Here is a 15834-nt window from a genome sequence, read left to right as displayed (position 1 = left end):
ACGTACCCGAGGAACCCCGTGAATCTGCTTCTTCTCTCCAACTCCACCCAGTACGGATGCGGTTACCTGGAACACGCCCTGGACATCGTCACCGCGTTCCTCCCCACGAACGCCCGACTGGCCTTCGTCCCGTACGCGCTCGCCGATCACACCGCGTACACCGCCCGGGTCCGCGAGGCCCTGGAGCCGTCCGGCGTCACCGTGCGCGGCGTCCACGAGAACGCCGACCCGGTCGCCGAACTCGCCGCGTCCGACGCCGTGTTCATCGGCGGCGGCAACTCCTTCCGGCTGCTCGACGCCCTCTACAGCACCGGTCTGCGCGAGGCCGTGCGCGACGCGGTACGGGGCGGGCTGCCCTACATGGGGGCGAGCGCGGGGACCAACATGGCCGCCCCGACCCTGCGCACGTCCAACGACATGCCCATCGTGCAGCCGCCGTCCTTCGAGACGCTGGGCCTCGTCCCGTTCCAGATCAACCCGCACTATCTGGACCCGGACCCGGCCAGCACCCACAAGGGCGAGACCCGCGAGGAGCGGCTCACCGAGTTCCTGGAGGAGAACGACGTACCGGTGCTCGGGCTGCGCGAAGGCTCCTGGCTCCGTGTCGACGGGGACCGGGCCCATGTCCAGGGCGCCCGCCCCGCCCGGCTGTTCTCCCGCGCGGCCGGGCCTCAGGAGCTCCTGCCGGGGTCCGACGTGTCCCGGCTGCTCACGACCGTGCCCCGGTTCGACGCTCCGGTGCGCTGACCGCGCTCAGCCGCCCGCACCGGTGACGTGCACCGGGGCCGGGCCGGGAGTCGGGGCCGGCCCGGGGGCCGGAGCCTGTCCGGCTCCCGCTCCGGCCCGGGCGGCCCGCGCGTCGTCCGCGCTGCTCGCCAGGAGCACCGGGTGCGCGGAGGGCCGCCGGGAGGGCAGGAACGCCGCCAGCACCAGGCCGACCAGCACCGCGCCCATGGCGATCAGGAACGAGATCCGGAAGCCCTCCATGGACGGCACCTGGGCCGAGCCCGTCGTCACGGAGGTGTTGGCCAGCACCATGCCGATGACGGCGCTCGACACCGAGGTGCCGATGGACCGCATCAGGGTGTTGAGGCCGTTGGCCGCGCCGGTCTCCGACGGGTCGACGGCCCCGATGATCAGGGCGGGCAGCGAGGAGTAGGCGAGGCCGATCCCGGCGCCGAGCACCACCGCGATCAGCACGGTCTGCCAGGCGGCGCTGAGCAGCCCGAGCCCGGCCCCGTAACCGATCGCGATGACCAGCATGCCGAGCATCAGCGTGACCTTGGGGCCTCGGCGGGCCGAGATCCGGGCGTAGAGCGGGGCGACGAACATCATCGTCACGCCGAGCGGGGCCACGCAGAGCCCGGCGACCACCATGGACTGCCCGAGGCCGTAGCCGGTGGACGTGGGCAGCTGGAGCAGTTGCGGCAGGACCAGGGAGACCGCGTAGAAGGCGACCCCGACCATGATCGAGGCGAGGTTGGTGAGCAGCACCTCGCGGCGGGCGGTGGTGCGCAGATCGACGAGCGGCGCCGGGGTGCGCAGTTCGAACAGGCCCCACAGCACCAGGGTGGCGACGGACGCGGCGAGCAGCCCGAGGGTCGGGGCCGAGGTCCAGCCCCAGTCGCTGCCCTTGGTGACCGGCAGCAGAAGAAGGACCAGGCCGAGCGAGAGTCCGAGGGCGCCGACGACGTCGAAGGTGCCGGGCGCGCGCAGCGGCGGCTCGGGGACGAGTGCGTACGTGAGCGCCATCGCGAGCAGTCCGAGCCCGGCCGAGCCGAGGAACAGCGCGTGCCAGTCGGCGTGCTGGGCGACCAGTGCGGCGGCGGGCAGCGCGAGACCGCCGCCCACCCCGATCGACGAGCTCATCAGGGCCATCGCCGAGCCGAGCTTCTCGCGCGGCAGCTCGTCGCGCATGATGCCGATGCCGAGCGGGATGGCGCCCATGGCGAAGCCCTGGAGCGCGCGGCCGGTGATCATCACGACCAGGTCGTCGGTGGACGCGCAGATCAGCGAGCCGACCACCATGACGGCGAGGGAGAGGAGCAGCATCCGCCGCTTGCCGTACAGGTCGCCGAGCCGCCCCATGATCGGGGTCGAGACGGCGCCCGCGAGCAGGGTGGCGGTCATCACCCAGGTGGCGTTGGCCGGGTCGGTGCTCAGCAGGACCGGCAGGTCCTTGATGACCGGGACGAGCAGGGTCTGCATGACCGCGACGGTGATGCCCGCGAAGGCGAGGACGGGCACGATGGGGCCGGAGCGCGCTTGTCGCGGCTCGGAGAGCTCCCCGGTGTGCCGTATCTGTTTCGTCCGTCGCATACGTGGGGCCTCCGGGCAGCGTCGATCACCCGGGCTCCCCCCAAGTGCGTGCATGGTGAACGCTTCCCGGCGGCGCTCTATTCCGGTCCGGATCCGACAGCCCCCTGACCTTCCGTCAGATTGAAACGTGTTCTACTCTTGCGCCGTTCCAGTGGCCCCGACCGGCGAGGACTCGCATGGGCATCGGCACAGGTATCGGTACCGGCATCGGGATCACCGAGGAGCACCGCGCGCTGGCGCACTCCGTACGGGCCTGGCTGGCCCGCGCCGTACCCCCCGGCGACGTGCGCAAGCTCCTCGACGCGGAGAGCCCGGCCGTCCCCGGCGTACGCCCGGCCCATTGGGAGGCGCTCGCGGCGCAGGGGCTCACCGGCATCCATCTGCCCGAGGCGTACGGCGGTGGCGGCGGGGGCCTCCTCGACCTCGCCGTCGTCCTGGAGGAGGCCGCTTACGCCTCGCTCCCCGGCCCCTACCTCGCGACCGCGCTCACCTCCGCCGTGCTGCGCCACGCGGCGGCCGCCGGGGCCGGGGCGCTGGGCGGCCCGCTCCGGGAGCTCGCCGGGGGAGAGCGCACCGCCGCCCTCGCCCTCGCGCCCGGCACCCTCACCGCGACCCCGGCCGATGGCGGTCACCGGCTCGACGGCACTGCCCCGCCCGCCCTGACCGCCGGGGCGGCCGACCTGCTCCTGCTGCCCGCCGCCACGGCCGACGGCGAGCGCTGGTTCCTCGTGGACGCCGGGGCCGAGGGGATCGCCGTGCGCCCGCACCGCAGCGTCGACCCGACCCGGCCCACCGCCGAGGTGCGCGCCGACGCCGTCCACGTACCGGCACACCGGGTGCTGCCCCTGGACTCCGCGCTCGTCGCCGACCTGGCCGCCGTCCTCCTCGCCGCCGACGCCTGCGGGAGCGCCGCCCGGAGCCTGGACACCGCCGTCGAACACGCCACCGTCCGCGAGCAGTTCGGGCGGCCCATCGGGGCATTCCAGGCCGTCAAGCACCTCTGCGCCGACATGCTCGTCCGCCTCGAACAGGCCCGCGCCCTCACCTGGGACGCGGCGCGCGCCGCCGACGAGGCCGCCCGCGCCGCCGACGAGGCCGGGGCTGCGGGTTCCGGCGGCGGACCCGCCCGGCCCGACGTCGCGGGACCCGGCGTGCGCGGGCTCGCCGCCGCGCTCGCCGCCGCCACCGCACCCGAGGCCGCGTACACCTGCGCCAAGGACGCCATCCAGATCCTCGGCGGCATCGGCTTCACCTGGGAGCACGACGCCCACCTCCAGCTGCGCCGGGCCGTCCTCGCCCGCCAGCTCCTCGGCACCGCCGACACGCACCGGCTGCGCGCCGCCCGCCTGGCCGAGGCCGGAGCCCGCCGCGAACTCGCCCTGGAACTCCCCGCCGAGGCCGCCGGCCACCGCGCCGAAGCCCGCCCCCACCTCGCCGCCGCCCGGGGCCTCACACCGGCCGGGGCCCGCCGCGCCCTCGCCGGCACCGGCTACGCGGCCCCGCACCTCCCCGCCCCGTACGGCCTGGACGCCGGGCCCGTACGACAACTGGCGATCCAGCAGGAGTCGCGGGAACAGGGCATCCGCCTCAGCGACCTGTCCATCGCCACCTGGGTGGTGCCGTCCCTCATCGCGTACGGAACCGAGGAGCAGCGGGAGCGCTATCTGCCGGCCACCCTGCGCGGCGACCTCCAGTGGTGCCAGCTCTTCTCGGAACCCGACGCCGGATCCGACCTCGCCGCGCTGCGCACCCGCGCGGTACGGACCGACGAGGGGTGGCGGATCACCGGGCAGAAGGTCTGGACGAGCGCCGCCCGCACCGCCGACCACGGCATCCTGCTGGCCCGCACCGACCCGGACGCCCCCAAGCACCGCGGACTCACCTACTTCCTGGTCGACATGAAGAACACCGAAGGCATCGACATCCGCCCGCTCAAGGAGATCACCGGCGAGGCCCTCTTCAACGAGGTGTACTTCGACGACGTCCTGCTCCCCGCCGACGCCGTCGTCGGCGAGGTCGGCGGCGGCTGGCGGGTCGCCCGCAACACCCTGGGCAACGAACGCGTCCACATGGCCGACCAGATGACCTTCGACAGCGGGCTCGAAGCCCTGATCGCCCGTTCGGCCGGGCTGGACGAGGCGACCCGCACCCGGATCGGCGCGCTCGCCGCCGAGGCCCACGCGCTCGCCTGCGTCGGACTGCGCACCACCCTCCAGCAGGTCTCCGGCCGTGAACCGGGCGCCGGGGCCTCGGTCCGCAAACTCGTCCAGACCCTCCACCAGCAGAAGGTCGCCGAACTCACCCTCGAACTCCTCGGCCCCGACGGCGCGGTGGACGAACCGGCGGCGGGTCAGCGGGCCCTCCACGGCTTCCTGATGTCCCGCTGCCTGACCATCGCGGGCGGCACCACCCAGATCCAGCTCAACGTCGTCGCCGAACGGATCCTCGGCCTCCCCAGGGACTGACCGCACCGGACAAGAAGGAGTCGCACCATGAAGGCCTACATCGTCGGCGTCGGCATGACGAAGTTCGAGAAGCCCGAGACCCGCGACTGGCAGTACTGGGACATGGTCCGCGAGGCGGGCGCCGCCGCCCTGGAGGACGCGGGCGTCCGCTACGACCAGGTCGAACAGGTCCCCGTCGGCTACTGCTTCCAGGCCTCCACCGCCGGACAACGGGCCGTCTACGAACTGGGGCTGACCGGTGTCCCCGTCTACAACGTCAACAACAACTGCGCCACCGGCTCCACCGCCCTGATGCTGGCCCGGCAGTTCGTCGAGGGCGGCGGCAGCGAGTGCGTCCTCGCCGTCGGCTTCGAGAAGATGGCCCGCGGCTCGCTGGGCAGCGGCGCGGACGGCGGCGGCGACTTCGCGACCTCGCCCGTCGCCCGGCACTACGGGATCATGGTAGCCGCCCACGGCTTCGAGATGTCCCCGCCCACCGCCCAGATCTTCGGCAACGCGGCCCGCGAACACATGGAGCGGTACGGGACGACGCCCGCACAGCTCGCCGCGGTCGGGGCCAAGAACCACCGGCACTCGGTGAACAACCCCTACGCCCAGTTCCAGGACCCGTACACGGTCGAGGAGATCCTCGCCGCCCGCACCGTCCACCGGCCCCTCACCAAACTCCAGTGCTCGCCCACCTCCGACGGGGCGGCGGCGGCCGTCGTCGTCTCCGAGCGCTTCGTCGAGCGGCACGACCTGGGGGAGCGGGCGGTGGAGATCGCCGCCCAGGCCATGACCACCGACACCGAGGCCTCCTTCGCCTCCGGCAGCTGCATCGACGCGGTCGGGGCCCCGATGTCCCGGGCCGCCGCCCAGCAGGTCTACACGGCCACCGGCCTGGGCCCGGACGATCTCGACGTCATCGAGCTGCACGACTGCTTCTCCGTCAACGAACTCCTCACCTACGAGGCGCTGGGCCTGTGCGGCGAGGGGGAGTCCGGCAAGCTCGTCGAGTCCGGGGCGACCACCTACGGCGGGCGGTGGGTGGTGAACCCGTCCGGCGGGCTGATCTCCAAGGGCCATCCGCTGGGCGCCACCGGCATCGCCCAGGCCGCCGAGCTGACCTGGCACCTGCGCGGCGAGGCCGGCGCCCGTCAGGTCCCCGGCGCACGGACCGCCCTCGCCCACAACATCGGCCTCGGCGGAGCGGCGGTGGTCACGCTGCTGCGGCGCGGCTGAGCCTTCGGGGGTGCGTCGCGCGGGCCGTCAGCCCTCCGCGTCCCGGTCGTCCTCGGTGGTCTTGCGGGCCGCGGCCGCCCGGCGCAGATGGCGGTGGCGGGCCCCCGGTTGGTTGTCCAGCTCCTCGCCGACCATGACGCGCACCGCGTCGCGCATCCCGTGGAGGCCCTCGCTGCGCCCCGGGCCGGCCCCGGGATCCGTGCGCAGCTCCCGCAGCAGGGACCAGCAGAGGAAGAGCATCACCACGACGAAGGGCAGGGCCACCAGGATCGTCGCGCTCTGGAGGGACTCCAGGCCGCCGGCGACCAGCAGGGCCGCCGCGACCGCCGCCATGAGGAGGCCCCAGGTGACGACGAGCCAGCGCCGCGGGTGCAGGGCGCCCCGGCTGGTCAGCGACCCCATGACCAGCGAGGCGGAGTCCGCGCTCGTGACGAAGTACATCATGATCAGGATCATCGCGACCCAGGCCGTCACCGCGCTGACCGGCAGGGCGTCGAGCATGGCGAACAGGGTCGCCTCCGTCCCCTCCTTCGCCTTCTCGGCCATGTCCACGACGCCTGTCTCGGCGAGGCGGATGCCGGTTCCGCCGAGCACCACGAACCACAGCGCGGTCGCCCCGCTCGGCACCAGCAGCACGGCGAGGAGGAACTCGCGGATCGTGCGGCCCTTGGAGATGCGGGCGATGAAGGTCCCGACGAAGGGGGCCCAGGAGAGCCACCAGGCCCAGTAGAAGATCGTCCAGGCGCCCAGCCAGCTCTCGTCACCGAAGGCGCCGGTGCGGGAGGCCATGGGGATGAGCTGGTCCAGGTAGCCGCCGACCGACGAGGGCAGCACGTCCAGGAGGTAGACGGTCGGGCCCGCGGCGAAGACGAAGACCATGAGGGCCGCGGCGACGACGAGGTTGATCGAGCTCAGCCATTTCACCCCGCCGTGCAGGCCGGTGAAGGCGGAGACCACGAAAGCCGCGCTGAGCACGGCGATGACCACCAGTTCGACTCCGGTGCTCTGGTCGAGGCCCGCCGTCAGATCGAGCCCGATGGCGATCTGCAGCGCGCCGAGCCCCAGGCTCGTCGCGGTGCCGAAGACCGTGGCGAAGACGGCGAGCAGGTCCAGCACCTTGCCGAAGACGCCGTTCGCCTGGCGGTCGCCGATGAGGGGGACGAACACGGCGCTCAACCGGTTGCCCCGCCCCTTGCGGAAGCTCGCGTAGCCCAGCGCCAGGCCGACGATCCCGTAGATCGCCCACGGCGTCAGCGTCCAGTGGAAGAAGGAGTACTCCATGGCGGCGCTCGCGGCGGCGTGCGACTGCGGCTCGGCCCCGCTGGAGGGCGGCGGGCTCAGATAGTGCGAGACGGGCTCCCCGACACCGTAGAAGATCAGGCCGATGCCCATGACGGCGCTGAACATCATCGCGATCCACGAGAAGTTCGAGAACTCCGGCGGGGAATCGTCCCTGCTGAGCCGGATACGGCCGTAGCGGCTGAAGGCGATCATGAGGCACAGGACCAGGAAGACGTCGGCGGCGATGACGAACAGCCACGCGAAGTTGCCGAGCACCCAGGGCAGGGCCGCGTCCGACGCGCTCTCGAAGGTGTCCTTCCCGAAGGCCGCCCACAGGACGACCCCGATGACGCCCACCGCCCCGACGGTCACCACCACCCGGTCGGGCGAGCTGTCCGCGGGGGGACCCGAACCGGAATCCTCGGGGCCGGAGGGGGGCCGGCCGGGGGGCGCCTGGGCGTTCTCCGTACTCATAGCGCCTCACTATGGTGGCGTAAGAGGCGATATGAGGCATGTGCCACGCCGGTGACCGGCGCTCCGGACACGCATCCCGATACCCGATGTACGGGCCGCTCGCCGCCTGGGACCATGACCTTCATGCCTGATGTCTCCGCGCCCGTCTCCACCCCGCCGACCACGTCCCGAATACGGCCCAGCACCTGGGCGGTCGTGCTCGCCGCCTGCACCGGCCAGTTCCTCGTCGTCCTCGACGTCTCCGTCGTCAACGTGGCCCTGCCCTCCATGCGGGCCGACCTGGGGCTGAGCGCGGGCGGCCTCCAGTGGGTCGTCAACGCCTACTCGATCGCGTTCGCCGGCTTCATGCTCCTGGGCGGACGGGCCGCCGACATCTACGGGCGCAAGCTGATGTTCCTCGTCGGGCTCGGCGTCTTCACCGCCGCCTCCCTCGCCGGCGGCCTCGCCCAGGAGGGCTGGCAGCTCCTCGCCGCCCGCGCCGCACAGGGTCTCGGGGCCGCCGTCCTGGCTCCCGCCACCCTCACCATCCTCACGGCGGCGGTGCCCGAAGGGCCGGCCCGGACGAAGGCGATCGGCACCTGGATGGCGGTCGGCGCGGGCGGCGGCGCGGCCGGCGGGCTCATCGGCGGGGTCCTCACCGACACCCTCTCCTGGCGCTGGGTCCTCCTGATCAACGTGCCCATCGGCGCACTCGTCCTGGTCGCCGCCGCCCTGCGGATCACCGAGGGCCGCGCGGGCGACCGCCGCCGCATCGACTTCCTGGGCGCGGTCCTCGTCACCGCGGGCCTCGCCGCCGTCGCGTACGGCATCGTCCAGACCGAGGCCGAGGGGTGGGCGGCCGCCGCCACCCTCGTGCCGCTGCTCTCCGGAGTCGTGCTGCTGGCCGCCTTCGTGCTGGTCGAGGCGCGGACCGCCGTCCCGCTGATCCCGCTGCGCGTGTTCTCCGTACGGGCCGTGTCCTCGGCCAACGTGTCGATGATGCTCATGGGGTCGGCGACCTTCTCCATGTGGTACTTCATGACCGTGTACGCCCAGAACGTCCTGGGCTACACGCCGTTGCAGGCCGGTCTCGCGCTGATGCCGACCTCGGCCGCCGTCATCATCGGCTCCAAGCTGGCCCCCCGCCTCATGGTCCGCGCCGGGGCGAAGAGCCTCGCCGTCGCCGGGGTCCTGATCACCGCCGCGGGCTTCGGCTGGCAGTCCACGATGGGCGTGGGGGGCTCGTATCTCACCGCGATCTGTCTGCCCGGCGTCCTGATGATGGCCGGGGCCGGTCTCGCCTCCACGCCGCTCGCCACCCTCGCCACCTCCGGGGCGGACCCGGGCGACGCCGGACTCGTCTCCGGCCTGATCAACACCTCCCGCACCATGGGCGGCGCGCTGGGTCTCTCGGTGCTCTCCACCGTCGCCGCGGCGCGCACCGCGGGTTCCGGCGACGCGGCCGAGGTCACCGCCGGATACGCGCTGGCCTTCCGCACGGCGACCGGGGTCCTGCTGACCGGGGTGGTCGTGATGCTGATCTGGCTGCCGAACCACCGCAGGCCCCGCCCTCCGGCGGACCTCCCGGTCGAGGCCCCGACCGCGGGGTGACACCCGGGCCCCACGCAATGATCTGACGACACGTCAGCAGTCTTCCCAACTTCCGTGGCCTGCGTTATACATGGGCCATCGGCTAGAACGCGTTCTAGAAGGGGCGTGCCCTGCCGGTCACCGCACGACCTCGGTGCGGCCGGCGGTGCGGACGGCCGTGCCGAGGTCTTCCCACCATCGAGGACCATCGAGCAAGGACCATCAAGGAGCTGCTCCGTCATGCCCATTGATGCCCGGGCGGCACTCGCCGCCGAACCCCGCCGAGCCGAGATCGGCTGGGGCCACAAGGACGTTCAGCTCTATCACCTGGGTCTCGGCGCGGGCAGCCCCGCCACCGACCCCGACGAACTGCGCTACACCCTGGAGTCCCGGCTCCAGGTCCTGCCGAGCTTTGCCACCGTCGCGGGCGCGGGCACGGCCGCCTTCGGCGGTATGGGGGCGCAGGGCATCGACGTGGACCTCGCCGCTGTCCTGCACGGCGGACAGTCCGTACGCGTCCACCGCCCGATCCCGGTGACCGGCAGCGCCGTGCAGACCTCGAAGGTCGCGGCGGTGTACGACAAGGGCAAGGCCGCCGTCATCGTGCTGCGTACCGAGGCGAGCGACGGCGACGGCCCGCTGTGGACCAACGACGCCCAGATCTTCGTCCGGGGGGAGGGCGGCTTCGGCGGCGAGCGCGGCCCCTCCGACCGGCTCGCCCCGCCGGAGCGGGCCCCCGACCGCACCGTCGAGCGGTCCGTCCGCGAGGACCAGGCGCTGCTCTACCGGCTCTCGGGGGACTGGAACCCGCTCCACGCCGACCCCGCCTTCGCGAAGCTGGCCGGCTTCGACCGGCCGATCCTGCACGGGCTGTGCACGTACGGCATGACGCTGAAGGCCGTCGCCGACACCCTGCTGGACGGCGACGTCTCCCGGATCACCGCCTACCGCACCCGTTTCGCCGGAGTGGTCTTCCCCGGCGAGACCCTCCGTATCCGGATGTGGACCGGGGACGGCCGCGTCCAGGTGACGGTCGCCGCCGCCGAGCGGGACGACGCGCCGGTCCTCGCCGACACGCTCGTCGAACACTCCTGAGCACAGCAGAACCCTGATGTAGATGACGATGTGAGGGGAGCCGTACCCATGCGCGCAGCCGTACTGCACGAGATAGGCCAGGAGAAGCTCGAAGTCCTCGACGACGTGGAGGCGGTGGGCTTCGGCCCCGGAAAGGTCAAGCTCCGCATCCGCGCCACCGGCCTCTGCCACTCCGACGTCTCCGCGATGAGCGGCGTCCTTCCGCAGCCCGCCCCCTTCATCCCCGGGCACGAGGGCGCGGGCGAGGTCGTCGACGTCGGGGACGGGGTGACCGGGCTGAACGCAGGCGACCGGGTCCTCGTCTGCTGGCTGCCCGCCTGCGGGGACTGTCCGTCCTGCAAGCGCGGCCAGACCCAGCTGTGCCTCGCCGGTTTCATGAACGCGGGCACCCCGAACTTCAAGCGCCCCGGCGGCGATGTCTTCGGCTTCGCGGGCACCGGAACCTTCACCGAGGAGGTCGTCGTCGGCGCGGGCTGCGCGGTGCCGATCCCCGACGACGTACCGTTCGAGATCGCCGCCCTGATCGGCTGCGGGGTCACCACCGGCCTCGGCGCGGCCATCAACACGGCGAAGGTGGAAGCCGGTTCGTCGGTCGCGGTGATCGGCTGCGGCGGCGTCGGCATCTCCACGATCCAGGGCGCGCGGGTCCAGGGCGCGGCGCAGATCATCGCCGTCGACCCGGTCGCCTCCCGCCGCGAGGCCGCCCTCGGCTTCGGCGCCACGGAGGCCGTCGCCCCCGACGGGCTGGCCGACGCCAAGCAGCGGATCACCGGCGGCGAGGGCTTCGACTACGTCTTCGAGGTCGTCGGCAAGTCCGCCACCGCCCGCACCGCCTACGAGAACACCCGCCGGGGCGGCACCCTGTGCGTCGTCGGGGCCGGAGCCATGGACGACAACTTCCAGGTCAACATGTTCGAGCTGTTCTTCGACGAGAAGCGCATCCTGCCCTCCATGTACGGCGGCGGGGACGTCCTGCGCTCCTACGAACGGGCCATCGCGCTCTGGCGGGCGGGCCGCATCGACCTGGAGTCGATGATCACCCACCGGGTCCGGCTGGACGGGATCAACGACGCCCTGGACCAGATGCGTACGGGCGAGTCGCTGCGTACCTGCATCGAGCTGTGAACCCGGCACCCGACCAACGACGTTGAGGAATCCGATGTCACTTCCCCTCCCGCTGGACGGACTGTCCGCGATCGTCACCGGCGCGGGCCGCGGCCTCGGCCGGGCCGAGGCACTCGAACTGGCCCGCCTCGGCGCGGCCGTCGTCGTCAACGACTACGGGCAGCCCGGCCGCGACGGCTCCGGCGAGGCGTCCGCCGCCCCCGCCGAGGAGGTCGCCGCCGAGATCCGCGCGGCCGGCGGACAGGCCGTCGCCCACCTCGGTGACGTCTCCGACCACGAACAGGCCCGCGCGCTGGTCGACCTGGCCGTCAGCACCTACGGCAGGCTCGACGTCCTGGTCAACAACGCGGGCATCCTGCGCGACCGGATGGTCTTCTCGATGACCGAGGAGGAATGGGACTCGGTCGTCCGCGTCCACCTCAAGGGCCACTTCAACACCACGCACTTCGCCGCCGCCCACTGGCGCGCCCGCTCCAAGGAGACCGGCGGACCGGTCTACGGGCGGATCGTCAACACCTCGTCGGAGGCGTTCCTCGCGGGCTCGGCGGGCCAGCCCAACTACGCGGCGGCCAAGGGCGGCATCGTCGGCCTCACCACCTCCACCGCACTTGCCCTCGCCAAGTACGGCGTCACCGCCAACGCCATCTGCCCGCGCGCCCGGACCCGGATGACCGAGGACGTGTTCGCGGGCTTCCAGGAACCGGCGGACGGCACCCTCGACCCGCTGGCGCCCGAGCATGTGTCCCCGCTCGTCGGCTATCTCGCCTCACCGGCGGCGGCCGGGGTCAACGGGCAACTGCTCGTCGTCCACGGAGGCATGGTCGCCGTCGTCGAACGGCCGCGGGTGGCCGCCCAGTTCGACGCGGTGAAGGAGACCTTTACCTTCGCGGAGCTGGACGGGCTGCTCACCCCGTACTACGCGGACCGGCCGCCGAACGAGACCTTCGCCGCCGCCGAAGTCCTCGGACTGAAGCGGCAGTAGCGGGGGAGCGCCGCACGCCGAAGGGCCCGGCCGGCTGTCCGCCGGTCCGGGCCCTCCTTCGCACATCTGCCGAGCGGCTCTCAGGCCGCCCTGGATTCCTCCTCGGCGGGCCGGCGGTGGCGACCGTGCGGCTGCACCGACGTGTTCTCCGCCGACGCACCCCCTCGGTGCTTTCCGGAACCTCCGGTTCCGCCCCCCTCGTCCGCCCCCGTCGGGCGCTGCTGGGTCGTGTCGGTCCGTGCTTCGGACATGTGGGAAGTCACCCCGTTGTGATCGCTTGATTGTGTCGCGCCTACATGTGTCGCAAGCCCCGCCGCCATCCGACGTGGTCACCGTCGGTCCCCGCCCGATACGGCCGCGCAGCCCAGGGTCCCGATCCTAGGCCCACCGGCGATCGGGGGGCGGCGTCGCGGGGCTGGGGGCGCACATCTGCGGCGTTGTCGTCAATCACCATGGCTCCGCCATGCCTCAATCCTCCGCCTTGCAGCTGCACGCCCCCAGCCCCGCTCCTTCTCCCACCCCCCGATCGCCGGTGGGCCTCAGTCAGATCGAGCGGCCCGGTGCAGAGGCGCCTGCCCCAACGGAACGGGCCTACACACGACAGGAGCGGAGACGGCGGCGGACGGTTGCGTTCCGCCCTCCGCGTCACCCGGACGGCCGGTCACGGAAGAGGGTTCCACGTCCTGCGGCGCGGCCAGCAGCGCCACGCCGCAGGAGGTCGCCCCGTTCGTGTACGGGAGACGCAGCACCCCGTCCCGGCTCCAGTACCCGGTCCCTGGCGCCCAGCCCAGCGGGGCCGCGAACTGGTGCAGCCGGCGGCCCGCCGGACGCCAGACCCCCACCCAGCTGCCCGCCGCCCCGTCGATCCGCAGCGCCACCGCGCAGCTCTCCGGCATCAGCATCTGGCCCGGCTGCACCGCGAACGGCGTCACCGTCGCGTCCGCGAGGCGCAGGCACTCCGGGAACCTGACCGGCAGACAGCTCCCCAGCACGCCCCAGCCGAGCCGGTCGTGGCCCGGGGCGTCCGAGCGGATCAGCAGCAGCCCGCTGTCGGCGTCCGCGAGCAGCAGCCGGTCGTCGCTGCCCGGCGCGATCTGGAGCAGCGGCGTCACCTCGGCCCCCCGCCCCAGGTCGACGGCGACCGCCTTGACCGGGCCGCCGCCCGGCGCCCGCCGGTCCAGCGCCAGCATCCGGCCCGCCCGGTCCAGCCAGGCCCCGCCCGAACAGCGCCCGGGAATCCGCGCGACCTCCTCGGGCCCGAACGCTCCGCCCGCCACCAGCCAGAGCGACGAGCTGTGCTCGCCGGCCGACAGGGCGTAGATGCACCGGCCGTCCGGCGACGGTGGCAACAGGGTCATCTCCGCGCACTCGACCGCGCCCAGCAGGAGTTCGCCGGTCCCGGGTCCTGTCGGATAGAGCAGCGAGAACATCTGCCGGTCCGCCACCCGCCGCCGGATCAGCACCCGCCCGTCGGCGAGCGGCGCCACCTGGGCGTCCGGCTCCTCCGGCTGACCGAGGGGGAGGGGCACCGCATACGGCTCGGGCCCGTCCAGCGTCCACCGCTCCGGATACCAGGCGCGCTCGCCCGGCGGGCCGGGGGCCGCGGTGAGCCGGGCGGCATAGGCCCCGTCCGCGGTGAGCGTGAAGCCGCCGGGAAGCGGCCCGCCGCCGGCCGGCGCCGCAGGGCCGCCCACAGCGGACGACGCCTCCGGACCGTCCTCGTCCGCGGCGGATCCGGGCAGGCCGGGAGCGTCCGCCCCGGCGGGCTTCCCGGGGTCGCCGGACCCCTCCGGTTCCGGTTCCGCTCCGTAGTCTTCCGGGCCGGATACCGCTCCGGGCTCCTTCGGGTCGGGTTCCGTTCTGGATTCCGCTTCGGGTTCCGCCGTCGCGGCGGCCCCGGCGGATCCACCCTCGATGGCACAGGCAGTCATGGACTCGTCACCTCCGGCTACGAAAGCTAGTTTTCGCACTTCCAGCCGAACAACACGAGCCACCTCACTTCACACATAAGGGTGGTGATGCCCGGATTCTCCTGAGGTGGAGGGGGTGGGTGTGCTGTCGAAGGTGGGCGTGTCTATGGTGAGGCAGCCCTTACCAAGGGCCCGTGCCCCATGCACGTACACGGACCATCTGGAGCAAGTGATGTCCCTTCGACCCCGCGGTACCGCCGCAGTCGCCCTGGCCGTGGCGGCCGCCCTTTCCCTGTCGGCCTGCGGGGGCGGTGGCGGCGAGGACGGCGACGCGGCGAAGTCCGAGGCGGGCGGCGGCAAGAAGGCCGCCGTCGCCACCGGAGGCAAGGACTTCGCGGACGCGGCGAAGAAGACCGCGGCGTACGGCACCGACGCCGGGGCCAGCGAGTTCCCCCGCACGGTCACCCACGCCATGGGGAAGACCGAGATCAAGGCCGCTCCCGAGCGCGTGGTCGTGCTGGACGTCGGCGAGTTCGACAACGTGGTGTCCCTGGGCCTGAAGCCGGTCGGCTACGCCCCCAGCGAGGGCGACGCGGCCATCCCCTCCTACCTGGAGAAGGGCGCGGGCGCGCCGAAGAGCGTCGGCACGATCAACAGCCTCAACCTCGAAGCCATCGCGGGCCTCCAGCCCGACCTGATCCTCGGCAGCCAGCTCCGCGCCGCGGACAAGTACGACGAGCTGTCCAAGATCGCCCCCACCGTGTTCTCCATCCGTCCGGGCTTCACCTGGAAGGAGAACTACCTCCTCAACGCCCAGGCACTGGACCGCACGAAGCAGGCCGAGTCCGCGCTCGCCGCGTACGAGGACAAGGCGAAGAAGCTCGGCGACGACATCGGCGCCGACAAGCCGACCGTCTCGATGGTCCGCTACATGCCCGACCGTCTCCGGCTCTACGCCAAGGCCTCGTTCATCGGCACGATCCTCGAGGACGTCGGCCTGCCGCGTCCGAAGAACCAGCAGATCAACGACCTCGCCGCCGAGATCAGCCCGGAGCGGATCGACGAGGCGGACGCCGACTGGATCTTCACCGGCGTCTACGGCGACCCGAAGGCCACCCAGCGCGACACCGCCCGGTCCAACCCGCTGTGGAAGAACCTGAAGGCCGTCAAGGAGGGCCGGGCCAAGGACGTCTCCGACGAGACCTGGTACCTGGGCCTCGGCGTCACCTCGGCCGGCCTGGTCCTCGACGACCTCCGCGCCGACCTGGTGAAGTGACCGCCTCCTCGGTACGGGAGCGTCGCGGCGCCCCGGTGAAGTAACGATTCGTGTCCGGCCGCCGGTCCTGGTGCACAGGTCCGGCGGCCAGGGGCGACGGACCACCCCGGACAGGTA

11 protein-coding genes are annotated in these 15834 nt (G+C 72.8%); 8 read left to right on the top strand and 3 right to left on the bottom strand.

The annotated features are described in order from the left end of the window. The first annotated feature begins 18 nt into the window (after positions 1–18). Positions 19–747: a dipeptidase PepE gene (gene pepE / locus IE272_RS02600; protein ID WP_190006159.1), complete on the top strand. Its 729-nt coding sequence runs from the start codon at positions 19–21 to the stop codon at positions 745–747. A gap of 6 nt (positions 748–753) precedes the next feature. On the opposite strand, the gene IE272_RS02595 is transcribed toward pepE, so the two are convergent. After that, positions 754–2319 (bottom strand): MFS transporter, encoded by a 1566-nt coding sequence (locus IE272_RS02595; protein ID WP_229897186.1) that lies wholly within the window; start codon positions 2317–2319, stop codon positions 754–756. A gap of 176 nt (positions 2320–2495) precedes the next feature. Between IE272_RS02595 and IE272_RS02590 the strand changes: the two genes are divergently transcribed. Next, positions 2496–4784 carry an acyl-CoA dehydrogenase family protein gene (locus IE272_RS02590; RefSeq protein ID WP_190006158.1) on the top strand — a complete coding sequence of 763 codons (2289 nt, stop codon included), beginning with the start codon at positions 2496–2498 and terminating at the stop codon, positions 4782–4784. Positions 4785–4811: 27 nt separating this feature from the next. Continuing rightward, positions 4812–6005 carry a lipid-transfer protein gene (locus IE272_RS02585; RefSeq protein WP_190006157.1) on the top strand — a complete coding sequence of 398 codons (1194 nt, stop codon included), beginning with the start codon at positions 4812–4814 and terminating at the stop codon, positions 6003–6005. Positions 6006–6032: 27 nt separating this feature from the next. On the opposite strand, the gene IE272_RS02580 is transcribed toward IE272_RS02585, so the two are convergent. After that, positions 6033–7760 (bottom strand): BCCT family transporter, encoded by a 1728-nt coding sequence (locus IE272_RS02580; RefSeq protein WP_190006156.1) that lies wholly within the window; start codon positions 7758–7760, stop codon positions 6033–6035. Between the two features lie 114 nt (positions 7761–7874). Here IE272_RS02580 and IE272_RS02575 point away from each other — a divergent pair, with 114 nt between their 5' ends. From IE272_RS02575 to IE272_RS02560, 4 genes are all read left to right on the top strand, one after another. Next, positions 7875–9350, top strand: a complete 1476-nt coding sequence (locus IE272_RS02575; RefSeq protein WP_050357897.1) for an MFS transporter — start codon at positions 7875–7877, stop codon at positions 9348–9350. A gap of 219 nt (positions 9351–9569) precedes the next feature. Continuing rightward, complete coding sequence (gene chsH3, locus IE272_RS02570) at positions 9570–10424, top strand: enoyl-CoA hydratase ChsH3 (RefSeq protein ID WP_057662312.1); 855 nt, start codon at positions 9570–9572, stop codon at positions 10422–10424. A gap of 48 nt (positions 10425–10472) precedes the next feature. Then, positions 10473–11549, top strand: a complete 1077-nt coding sequence (locus IE272_RS02565; RefSeq protein ID WP_190006155.1) for a Zn-dependent alcohol dehydrogenase — start codon at positions 10473–10475, stop codon at positions 11547–11549. A 34-nt stretch (positions 11550–11583) separates the two neighbouring features. Next, positions 11584–12531, top strand: coding sequence for a 3-oxoacyl-ACP reductase (locus tag IE272_RS02560; protein ID WP_190006154.1), 948 nt, complete (start codon positions 11584–11586; stop codon positions 12529–12531). A 539-nt stretch (positions 12532–13070) separates the two neighbouring features. Here the strand turns inward: IE272_RS02560 and IE272_RS02555 are convergent. Next, positions 13071–14462, bottom strand: a complete 1392-nt coding sequence (locus IE272_RS02555; protein ID WP_190006153.1) for a hypothetical protein — start codon at positions 14460–14462, stop codon at positions 13071–13073. A 211-nt stretch (positions 14463–14673) separates the two neighbouring features. Here IE272_RS02555 and IE272_RS02550 point away from each other — a divergent pair, with 211 nt between their 5' ends. After that, on the top strand, positions 14674–15717 hold the full coding sequence (locus tag IE272_RS02550) for an ABC transporter substrate-binding protein (protein WP_190006152.1): 1044 nt from the start codon (positions 14674–14676) through the stop codon (positions 15715–15717). Positions 15718–15834: the final 117 nt, after the last annotated feature.

It is taken from the genome of Streptomyces anulatus (assembly GCF_014650675.1).
In the GTDB taxonomy this organism is placed as follows: Bacteria; Actinomycetota; Actinomycetes; order Streptomycetales; family Streptomycetaceae; genus Streptomyces; species Streptomyces anulatus.
Note: the sequence above shows the minus strand (reverse complement) of the source record. Positions and strands in the feature narration are given on the sequence as shown.

Excerpts from the sequence above, each read along its gene's own strand:
- chsH3 (WP_057662312.1), top strand. The coding sequence starts at position 9,570 with ATGCCCATTGATGCCCGGGCGGCACTCGCCGCCGAACCCCGCCGAGCC.
- IE272_RS02580 (WP_190006156.1), bottom strand. The coding sequence starts at position 7,760 with ATGAGTACGGAGAACGCCCAGGCGCCCCCCGGCCGGCCCCCCTCCGGC.
- IE272_RS02575 (WP_050357897.1), top strand. The coding sequence starts at position 7,875 with ATGACCTTCATGCCTGATGTCTCCGCGCCCGTCTCCACCCCGCCGACC.
- IE272_RS02555 (WP_190006153.1), bottom strand. The coding sequence starts at position 14,462 with ATGACTGCCTGTGCCATCGAGGGTGGATCCGCCGGGGCCGCCGCGACG.
- IE272_RS02565 (WP_190006155.1), top strand. The coding sequence starts at position 10,473 with ATGCGCGCAGCCGTACTGCACGAGATAGGCCAGGAGAAGCTCGAAGTC.
- IE272_RS02560 (WP_190006154.1), top strand. The coding sequence starts at position 11,584 with ATGTCACTTCCCCTCCCGCTGGACGGACTGTCCGCGATCGTCACCGGC.
- IE272_RS02550 (WP_190006152.1), top strand. The coding sequence starts at position 14,674 with ATGTCCCTTCGACCCCGCGGTACCGCCGCAGTCGCCCTGGCCGTGGCG.
- IE272_RS02590 (WP_190006158.1), top strand. The coding sequence starts at position 2,496 with ATGGGCATCGGCACAGGTATCGGTACCGGCATCGGGATCACCGAGGAG.
- IE272_RS02585 (WP_190006157.1), top strand. The coding sequence starts at position 4,812 with ATGAAGGCCTACATCGTCGGCGTCGGCATGACGAAGTTCGAGAAGCCC.
- IE272_RS02595 (WP_229897186.1), bottom strand. The coding sequence starts at position 2,319 with ATGCGACGGACGAAACAGATACGGCACACCGGGGAGCTCTCCGAGCCG.